This is a genomic window from Leptolyngbya cf. ectocarpi LEGE 11479, assembly GCF_015207065.1.
Classification (GTDB): domain Bacteria; phylum Cyanobacteriota; class Cyanobacteriia; order Phormidesmidales; family Phormidesmidaceae; genus Leptothoe; species Leptothoe ectocarpi.
In genome coordinates, this window is record NZ_JADEXP010000231.1 from 1 (window position 1) to 10,431 (window position 10,431).

The 10,431-nt window shown below is 44.0% G+C and carries 6 protein-coding genes; all 6 read right to left on the reverse strand.

Annotation, left to right across the window (positions count from 1 at the left end):
• Positions 1–604, reverse strand: a 604-nt coding sequence (locus IQ260_RS20690) for a DUF3747 domain-containing protein (RefSeq protein ID WP_193994991.1), incomplete at its 3' end; no start/stop codon positions are given.
• A 345-nt stretch (positions 605–949) separates the two neighbouring features.
• Positions 950–5,140, reverse strand: a complete 4,191-nt coding sequence (locus tag IQ260_RS20695) for a DEAD/DEAH box helicase (RefSeq protein ID WP_193994992.1) — start codon at positions 5,138–5,140, stop codon at positions 950–952.
• Positions 5,141–5,448: 308 nt separating this feature from the next.
• Positions 5,449–6,498: a glycosyltransferase family 61 protein gene (locus IQ260_RS20700; protein ID WP_193994993.1), complete on the reverse strand. Its 1,050-nt coding sequence runs from the start codon at positions 6,496–6,498 to the stop codon at positions 5,449–5,451.
• A 189-nt stretch (positions 6,499–6,687) separates the two neighbouring features.
• On the reverse strand, positions 6,688–7,950 hold the full coding sequence (locus IQ260_RS20705) for a glycosyltransferase (protein ID WP_193994994.1): 1,263 nt from the start codon (positions 7,948–7,950) through the stop codon (positions 6,688–6,690).
• A gap of 169 nt (positions 7,951–8,119) precedes the next feature.
• Positions 8,120–9,349, reverse strand: a complete 1,230-nt coding sequence (locus tag IQ260_RS20710) for an O-antigen ligase family protein (protein ID WP_193994995.1) — start codon at positions 9,347–9,349, stop codon at positions 8,120–8,122.
• A 49-nt stretch (positions 9,350–9,398) separates the two neighbouring features.
• Positions 9,399–10,431, reverse strand: a 1,033-nt coding sequence (locus IQ260_RS20715; protein WP_193994996.1) for an ABC transporter ATP-binding protein, incomplete at its 5' end; no start/stop codon positions are given.

The window sequence follows — 10,431 nt, forward strand, 5'->3', positions numbered from 1 at the left end:
GAGGTGTGGGGCGCTCAGCGCCAGATGCTGCGATCACAGCATCCAACGATTGATTATTGGTCAGATAGATATGCCCTAGGGTTTGACCGTTAAACACTCGTCGGGCCATACTCCAACCGGCATCCAGCTGGAGTTTGACAAAGTCATTGGCGATACCGCTAGATCTGCCCACCTCCAGTTTGGGTAACCCTCTTTGTAAAGGGCTGGGAGCCGCTACCAGCACCAAAACATCGCCCTGCTTTTCCACCTGGAGCCGGTAGCGTGACCCCAAATCTTCTCCACCAATACGAATGGAGTAACCATTACTGTCAGAACTGCGGCCACAGATACCGGTAAAATCAAACGTTAGCAAGAGGGGCTCGATGGTCGTTGGATTCCCAGCTTCCTCCTGCCAACAGCGCCTGACGGAACTCAGTTGCTCAATGATCAACAGCTTATACAATCGGCCATTGCTGATGGGTTCTGCGATGGCTACGACACGATCGTCTCCAATCGGCTGCTGATCGAATTGGGCCGCTGATGCGCTAGACGGTATGATCGCTGCACCACAAACGGTGGCAGCCACAGCCGACAGTGTGGTGAGTTGACGGAGGAGTGATTTCATATCCCTTGGGGTCGCGGGTAAGGAGACAGGCTATCTGGACAAGACATTACAGGAAAAACAAAATAAGCGCCTAACGGATGTTTACGTAGTTTTCGGCAAAGATTGCCCATTCGGTTAGAAACTATATCAGTTCATCAGCTGTCTGTGGTGAGATTTGACTGTGAACAACGCAACCCCCCTAATACATCAGCCTATGTGCAAACTGTAATGTGAAACTTTTGAGGTTGTCACAGCTAAGTCTAAAGTTTTCCAGAAGAAATCTTGGCGATATCCAATAGGCGGATCGGATTAAGTGGATTAGGCTGAAAATACAGATATGCTCCTTTGAGCGAGTCCCCTTTTCCTTTAGACTTCGCTCATAAGCTGTAGCAGGGCATCGGTAGAAAGTTTGCCGGTGATGTCAGCTCCTTCTAAAAGACTGTCAGCCAGATCGCGTTTTTTATTGTGCAATTCCACAATTTTCTCCTCGATAGTACTTTTAGTGACTAAACGATAAATGGTTACTGGGCGGGTTTGGCCAATACGATGGGCGCGATCAGAGGCCTGATCTTCGACGGCTGGATTCCACCAGGGGTCCATGTGGATGACATAGTCAGCGGCGGTAAGGTTGAGCCCCGTGCCGCCAGCTTTGAGGCTGATTAAGAACACATCGCCATTCCCTGCCTGAAACGCATCTACACGCTGTTTACGCTGTTTGGCTGGGGTACTGCCGTCTAGATACTGATAGGTGATGTTTTGCTCATCTAAGTAGTTACGTAAAATCGTTAGGTGATCGACAAACTGGCTAAAGATCAAGGCTTTATGGTGATTACTCAGGAGTTCTTCTAGAACTTCGCCAAATAGCTCGAGTTTGGCACTAGTAATGGCCATGTCTGGCATCACCAGCTGCGGGTTACAGCACATGCGGCGCAGGCGGGTAATTTCAGCTAGAACCTGAAGATGCTTGGCCCCTGCTTTGGCATCGGAGGAGGAGAGTTTTGCGATCGCATCCCGCCTCAGGGCCTCATACAGCGCCTTTTCCTCACTACTCAGCTCCACATGAAGAGTAATTTCAGTACGTGAGGGCAGTTCATCCAATACCTGAGACTTTGTCCGTCGTAGCATAAACGGCTGAATCAGCTTCTTAAGCTGCAGCCGTGCCTGTTTATCTTGATGACGTTCAATGGGTGTGGCAAATCGCTGATTAAACTTATCCAAAGAACCCAACAGGCCAGGATTGATAAACCGAAAGAGATTCCACAACTCTCCCAAATGATTTTCAATTGGTGTGCCCGTGGTCAGTACCTTAAAGCCACCTTTAAGCTTCATCGCAGCTTGAGAGCGTTTAGTGGCGCTATTTTTAATGGCTTGAGCCTCATCTAATATGATGGTCTGCCACTCTACTTCTGCTAGGAGAGCACCCACTTCCGGCTGTTGCAGGAGACCATAGCTACACACCAACAGATCAAACTCACCCAGCTGATCAATCACAGCTTGGCGATCCCCACTCCCTAGCTGCACCACATTCAGTGTGGGCGCAAATCGTTGAGCTTCGCTAATCCAGTTGGAGCCAACACTGGTGGGGGCTATCACCAGCGTTGGCCCCTCAGGAGCCCGTAATAAAATGACCGCTAAAGCCTGTAGAGTTTTACCCAGGCCCATATCATCGGCGAGACAGGCCCCTACCCCCCAATGAGCCAGCTGTGCCAGCCACCGAAATCCCTCTTGCTGATAGTCCCGTAGCTCGGCTTGAAGCGTAGAAGGAACGTCTGGGGCAATCGTTTTAGACTCTTTGAGCTTTTTAATATGAGACTTCCATTGCTTATCAGCCTTGAGCTGCCCCACTTCATCAAGAGTCTCCTCCAAGGCTAAAGCTGCTAACGGATGAAATCTAGCCCCTTTTCCATGGCGTTCTGAATAGGCACTAAACTCATCTAAACGTTTACGAAAAGCCTGAGTTAGGGCCAAAAATTGGCCATCCCCAATGGGAACAAACCGGCTGGATGTTTGTTCTAGTAGCGATAACAGTGCTTGCATATCCATCACACTGCCGTCGTCTAGCTCCAGCTCACCGCTGACCGAAAACCAATCTTGTTCCTGTTTTATTTGCAGCCGCCAACCATCGATACCGGCCTTATTTCGAATCTTGAGCTTCTCTCCTTCAGGCCACTCTAAAACAATATCTTCTTCGATAGCTTCAAGCTGTAACAACAACTCCAGACAGGTTTCAGGCTCATCTAAAATCCATTCTCCCTCGGTCTCTTCACCTAGCTGCATGGCTGGGCAAGCCTGCTGCACATCTTGCGCCAGACGCTTTTCCATGGCTAAATCCCGTGTGGCTTGGGAGCGCTTACCGTCAATTTCTGCAATTACTGTCTTGCGGCCAGTGCCGGGGGGATAATACGCGCCCGAATTCGGGAACGGCCGCGTCAGCATAGATAACTTTAAGCCATCGCCTGCAGGCATCAGATGGATATGGGGTTTGGCATCGGCATCGATGGCCTCTACATCATCCATGTCACCACCGATGTCAGAGTGGATCGTGACCAAGCTCGACACTGACTGAATTGCTGCTAGCACCTGCTCTTGTCCCGCTGCCGGCACTGTGAGCTGGTTGCGTTTACCCAAAATCTCGGCAATTTTATGATGCTCAGAGGTTACCTCCAGCACTTTAACTCGGGTTGGTGTTTCCTTAAACAGAGTGATACTGTCCCCTGGGCTAACGGCAGGCTCCATCCGCAGTGTGAGCATTCCGTCATCGGCCTGTTCAATCACCAGTTCAGGTGTTGCCGCAATAATCTCTACCCGTACCGTAGGAGAGTCTTCCCAAAACACTAATGGATGACCTACCAAGGCTTTGATAGCGTCACGATTTAGCGTGTATTGAGATCCAGAATAATAATCGTATTTAATTTGGTTACACACTTGGAGGTCTTGACTTGTGAGATAGTCAAACTCCGAGGTATTTTTGGCCAATCGACTCAGAGCGACTACACGTCCCTTGGTCCAGGTGCCTTTGACGCTTAACTTTTGTTCTTTTGGCTGTAAGAGCCAATGTTTAGTATATAAAGTCAAGAACCAGGCCAGCCGCCGCTCACCTTGAGCCTGGCGATTGGTTGTGGTACCCACTACATTTGTTAATGCTTTAAGACTGAGTTCCCAAGTACTTTGGGGCTGTAAAGTATCAACGATGGAGTACCCACTAGGGTGTTGCTTAGCCCACTGGCTATAGTCACTTTCAGGAACAATCCGGCTCAACATTTCAGCTGCTTCGGTGGCAAACCAATTGAGACCGACATCTTGGGCTTGTTCCGCGAACAGTGCTAGGGGACGAGGCAAAACAGCTTTAGCTTCGTCCTCATCCAGCCAGTAGAGACACAGCATACTAAAAAACATGCCAAAACTGTCGTCTGGATCGTCCCCGTAACATTCAATCACTTCCATTAATGATTGGCGCAAAGAGAGCTGTCCTTGCTGCAGCAAGGATAGCTGGTTGAGCAGCCGATAGGTGTTACTTAACCAGTATCCAGACCCTTGAGTTAACGGGGCACTCACGGCAACGGCCTGTTTGAGTTGTTTTGGTTGACCTGACTTGAGTAGGGCCAAGATATAGAAGATACCGGCAATCCCGCCAATAACAGCCTTTTTACTTAATTGCTGGCGAGCTATCTTAGTTGCTTTTTCATAGTACTCTAAGGAGAGTTTTTGATCGCCTTGGAGGAGAGTTAACCAGCCGCGTAGGGCAGTACCATAGGCTTGAGACTGTTCATCAACAACTTTGTCAAGCAGGGCTTCGGCTTCTGACAGCCAGTTCCGTAGGAGATATTGCTCTACTAGCAAAAAATCTAACTCAGTTGAACTGTCTATATTTCCTTCTAATAAACTGAGTAAATCGTCGGCGGGCTCTAACATCGCCGTGGCATCAATAAGAAGTCTTTTCAAGACTATGCCGTAGTATTCTGAGGGGAGTTGACAAAGCCATTCTGCCTCAAATGGATTGTTGGCTACCGACAGCAGGAAATCTTCTAGATCGATAGGTGTGGCGTAATAGTTATAGTTGCTATAGTCGAGAAAAAGCTGGGGTAAGGCCTCGTAGTCTGCTTGATACAAAGCAAGGCGCGCTTCACGATACAGCTCATCTTTGGACCGACAGATATGACGTACCCGATTAATGTGGGTACGTCGAGGACGCAACGTACTGATGACTGCCTCGGCCATTGGTGTAAAAATGTCGAGGTCTAGAGCATTACGAGTCACCATTTCTACAATGAGAGGGTGACATTGGGGCAGATGACCCTCGCCATGGATGATGAGCTGGTCGTTAAGTAAGTTGGCAATCTGAGTTCTGAGATTGCTGGGGGTAATTTTTTTGCCTGTCTTGGTGGTGGTGCCAACGTAGTTGAGGGCGGTGGCTAGGTTGGCAATGGTGGTCGGGCCGTAGAATATTGAAAGTAGTTGAACAATGCTTTTACGTAAAGGATTTTGCTGTTGATAGGTGTCAAAGAGTTGCGATCGCAGCTCCTCAAAATCCAGCTCATCATCTATCCAGCTATCCATCAGACTCACCAACCAAAACTTTTCTAAACCGTTAATTATATAGGCTACGGCCTATTAACCAACACTTTGAAGAATGGTTTAAGAGATGGGCGTTAAAGTGCCGATGATGCTATGGCTATGCCCCCCAATAGGATTAAATGCTCGTTACCCCCACAGCCTCCAGGTCTGTGGGGGTAACGAGCATCTCTAGTGGCTTATGATCAGCAGGCTATCGGCACTGCACCCACGTATGCGGATGGGTACCTTAAACATCTAATGTGAGGTGGCATAGCTCTCAATCCACGTTCTGCGTGAATGCCTTTATAGTTTTATGGCTCCTGAACATAATCAAGAGCTGCTTGAATCCCCCGGCAGTCAATCTTGAAGTCATCCTTGTACGGCGATTTTAGAGAGGTCGGTGTTTCTTCAGAAAAGTCTACCGCTTCTAGCATTTTGGGAGTGATTTGACCACGAACGCCACACCATTTGCCATTAAACACGGTGGCCAATTCACGAAATCCATAATCAATCCAGCCAGGCGAAATAAGCTCAATAACTTTGATGCCACTACCAAAACGGGCATTTTCCTGTAGCCCTAAACGATTAAATATAATGTTGTTTACAGCTGCGCCATGAACCGCAACAATAACCTTAGCGTCTCTAATTATTGACCATTTCTCAGCTACAGAAAAATCCTCAAAGTAGCAAGTTTGAAATCCTTTCTTTGTTAGAAACTCAGTTACCTCGTCATTGTTACTTAGTCCACGATTGCCTCTTCGAGGAATAAAAACTTTGTCGAATCCCATTTTTTTATATCCTGGGAAATCAATATCAAAAAGCTGTGGCTTGACTGTATAAAGCTTATGGGGAGAAGGTGAAACAGTAACAACTTCACCACACACGGTATCGTCTGTACTGATTAATGGGATACCGAATGAGCTATACATGTCCTTGACAAAGTCATATTTGAGCGCACCGCTATCCAAAATGACGTGGATATCAATCTTTTCCTGCAAATTTTCTCTGAGCACCTTCCGAGCAAATAGTACTACAGCTGCAAGATCAATAATGTGGGAAAGGTTTTTGTACGTATCCCAGCGAGCATCAAATATAAATTTTCCAGAATAATCCAGCTTTTTCTCACCTCTGAAGCGCTTAGCAACAGCGTGATATAGTTTTCGCTTAGGTCCTAAACTTTGAAATGTTATCTCGCCTGTGTGAACCTCAACTTGGAACTGGGTTGGTGGAGTTGATTCTTCAGGCAGTAATATTTGCTCAATTGATGGAGCCCAAGTGTTGATCGTGCCAGTAGGAAACCCAAACAACATAGAGGGTGCAACTTTAAAGCCTGGGATTTCTTGATAAAACTTTTTATTCATTTTATTCCTTTAAATATAAAGATAGCAGTAGCCAATAAGCCAATTAACTTATCTGAAGTCCAGCTGCCTTGGAATTAGAGAAGTTTCTCTTGTTGTAAGCGAGTAAAAATAATGAAAATGAATAGAACATATACATTTTCAAATATCCTCTCACATTAACGATATTCAGTGGATATTGAAGTTTTAAGCTTAAGCAATGTCAATCCCCTCACCATAGAATTGCTTAATGAGATTAATTCGATTCATATACGCCGTATCTCTATCATGCAGCTCTCCAGATCTACAGGCATTTTGAATCAGCTGAGAAAGTTGAATTCGATCAGAATTCATATTAACCAGTAGCTGAGACAATCCCTCCCAATCATTAATAGGTGTGAATAAACCGCCACCATGAGTTTTGACAAGGCCTTCAGGATACACACCTTCATAACCGATTAAGGCACATCCTGCTCCCAAAGCCTCTAGTAAGCATCGAGGAGACTCGCGGGTTTTATGACAAAAAAGAAAAATATCTGATTCACTTAATATTTTCAGTAGTTTTTTTCGCTCAGAAACAAAACCAGTGAATTGAATATGTTCTGCTATGTCCAATTTCTGGGATAAGGATTTCATTTCTGCTAACAAAGAACCATCACCGATCCAAGTAGCTTCAAGATTAACGCCACTTTTTATAGCTGCATTAATGGCATAAATCCAATCCAAAGGTCCTTTTAAGGCTCCTGCTCGTCCTGCGTAGCAAATTTTAAGAACTCGTCCCTGTTTTAGTTGGGTTATTTGATGCTCTAATTGTGAAGAGCTGATACGCTCTTCTTTAGTCATTGTCACATGATAAATTTGATGAGAAACCTTTGGCAAAGGAGAATATTCATCATAAACATCTTGACCCTGAAAAAAAGCTAAACCTGCATTCTTCAAAATAGTCGAATATGTGTTCTCAAAAGGCCTTATCGAACTATATTCCTTAATATATCGTTTCCACAATGACTGATTCTGTATGCTAAAGCGCATTCTTTCAGGATAAACGATATCGCCTGAAATTACGTACGGGCGCTGCATTTTGATGGCTTCAGTACTGGCAAGTGTAGCCCAATCACCAATTAATGAAGAAGGTGAAAATTCTAGATGACTTGCTTTTTGTATATACTCCCTTAAGGTTTTACGAACACTAGATTTGTAGTATATGAATCTATGAAATTTGTAAGCATATGGTAAGGGAAGAACCTCTAATTTAGAGGCCCACTGAGGTAGTTGATTAATTGGCCTACAGTTCTTCAACCCTGAATCAGGTGTGTCATGTGTACTCTTAGAGATAGGGCAAGCGAAGACAACTTTATCGAAGTTCTCCGTATAAAGCTTTAAAGCATCAGCCCAATCAACATCAATAAATAGTTCGCCTTCTATTTCTTTAATAATGCTAGGAAAAACCTGAAGAATCATTTCTGATGATTTCATTGCAATGCTCCTAAATGTATTGGCGTATAACAAAAAATATCATTTAAAAATAAATAATCGGCTATTATTAGGTCTACCAAAAGCTTCAGTAGGAGGAAATCTTTTCAAATAAAAATAATAGCCATATATTTAAAATATAAAACAGGCAATAGCAATAGCTTTTTGAGATTTAATCATTAGCTGCTGCCATAGCTCTTAATCTTCTAGGCGATAACTTTTTAGCTGAAATAGAGGTTGAAATATAAATTACCCAGAATAGATTGGTATTCCACAGTAAGTAGCTTTCTGTGACATTGTTAATGGTTATAAATATTGCAAATGCCAATGGCCAAATTTGCTCTGCCATTGTGGCTGAATAAGCTAATTTAAATGACTGGACCCAGAGCTTAATCAGGCTAATGGCGAAGCAGAAACCACCAATGAGTCCAACATCTAATAGCAAATCGATGTAACCATTATGGGCATGTGGCGCAGTGAAGCCAAATGGAGCAACTGCATTACTAGCTTCATCCTGCGTTTGACTCCCAAGGAACCAAAATGCACCTCGCCCAAAGCCTAACCACGGTCTCTCTGCAATATGCTCTAAAGAAACTCTCCAGATGTCAGTTCGCCCCGTCAAGGTCGGATCACCTCCAATAGCAGTTAATAAAACGTGCCACTGGCTTATTATTACTGTGAGGGCTGCATAAACGATTAAGACAATAATCGGAAGAATGATAGCTATCACTTCACCTTTCCATCGAGATCGAATATAAAGTGTAATCGCCAGAGGAATAAATACAGAGAGAACTAACCCTGTTTTAGACGTTGTTGCTAACACAAAGATAATGGCAACTCCAAAGACTAACCATCCGCCTCTTGAGTCAGACTTCTTCTTTGTTTTGTCTAGTGCTAACGAGAAAGAAGCCAGGGCCGCAAGAATACCATAGGCGCTGGCATCATTTTTGTGATCGAAAATCCCTCGGAAAAGACCCTCTTCACTAATTCCCATAGAAGGCATAGTTACTGCCACAACAAAGCTAAGAAACATTGCCATCGACAGGGCAATAATAATGAAATTAAGCTGCTGTTTTAGTGTGAAGCGAGTTGAAAGGTATATCCCAAACGCAGACATTTGGAACAGCTCTGTCTTAATTAATTCGGTAGTATAATCGGCATATTCTGACCAAATAAACGATATTGCAGACAGAAAAACCACAATCAAGATCCATTTATCTTTTTTGATTGTATTTAGAGCTTGTGCCCCTAATAAAATCAAAAAGAAAAATGCAAAGGCTCCAGTTCCATATCTAAATAGGGAAACCAATGCTGGGGGAACTAAAAGATTCACCCCCCGCGTAAAATAAAGAAGGCTGAAGATTACAAATATCTTCTCACCATATAATAAAATCTGATTCACTGATAGTAATGCAAATTAATGCTTTAATGAATATCAAAATTAGGGGCAATTAGTGACTAGCGGACACAACTTCTTGATAACTTCCTGACTTGATGATTTCTCCTGATTGCAGCATATAGACATAATCACACTTTTCAATTGTGGAAAGTCGGTGAGCAATGATAATCAACGTTTTTGTACCTGCGAGAGCGCTAATTGATTCACTCACTAATTGCTCTGTTTCATTGTCAAGGGCCGAAGTTGCCTCATCTAGCACTAAAATCTCTCGCTCATGATATAAGGCACGGGCAATACCAATTCTCTGACGCTGTCCACCAGATAAACGAACCCCCCTTTCCCCTACTACGGTATTAATGTTTTCGGGCAAACTATTAATAAATTCACCCAGCTGAGCTGCTTCAATTGCTTTCTGAAGCTTAGTATGATCGATAAGATCATCGGGCACACCAAAAGCAATATTTCGCTCAATAGTGTCGTCCATTAAAAATATGGTTTGAGGAATATAGCCGACCAAATTTTGCCAGGCACGTATATCCTTGTAGATTGATACATCATCTACTCTCACATCTCCACCATTAGGGACTAAGAGACCTAGGATAAGATCAACCAAAGTTGTTTTTCCAGCCCCTGACTTACCAATAAATGCAATAGACTGCCCCTTTTTAAGGTTAAGGGAAAGATTATTAAGTGCAGGTGTCTCAACTTCAGGATAGTTATAAGTTACTTGGTTTAGCTGGATGCTGGAATTAAAGCTTAAAGAATGATTTTCCGCTTTATCATTGGCCTTAACCTCTGAGCTTTTTTGAATCAGAGACATCTTCTGATCATTCTGAGCAATATATGTCTCAATCTCCCTCAGGTCATGATACAGAACATCAAGGGTATGCGTTCCATTTCTGAGACTTGCCAAAGATTGAAGAAACATACTTGAAGAAGGGATTATACGCATTCCTGCTACAGCAAATACCCCAAGAACTGCTGTCAATTCTTGGATTCCTCCTTCCGAGTAGACTAAAGAAATTGATACGAATAAGACTAGAAAGATAACCAGAATTGCCTCAATTGCAACCCGAGGCAACATC

What these genes read in the sequence shown, in the direction of transcription:
- IQ260_RS20695 (WP_193994992.1), bottom strand. Translation starts at nt 5,140, where the DNA reads ATGGATAGCTGGATAGATGATGAGCTGGATTTTGAGGAGCTGCGATCG.
- IQ260_RS20700 (WP_193994993.1), bottom strand. Translation starts at nt 6,498, where the DNA reads ATGAATAAAAAGTTTTATCAAGAAATCCCAGGCTTTAAAGTTGCACCC.
- IQ260_RS20705 (WP_193994994.1), bottom strand. Translation starts at nt 7,950, where the DNA reads ATGAAATCATCAGAAATGATTCTTCAGGTTTTTCCTAGCATTATTAAA.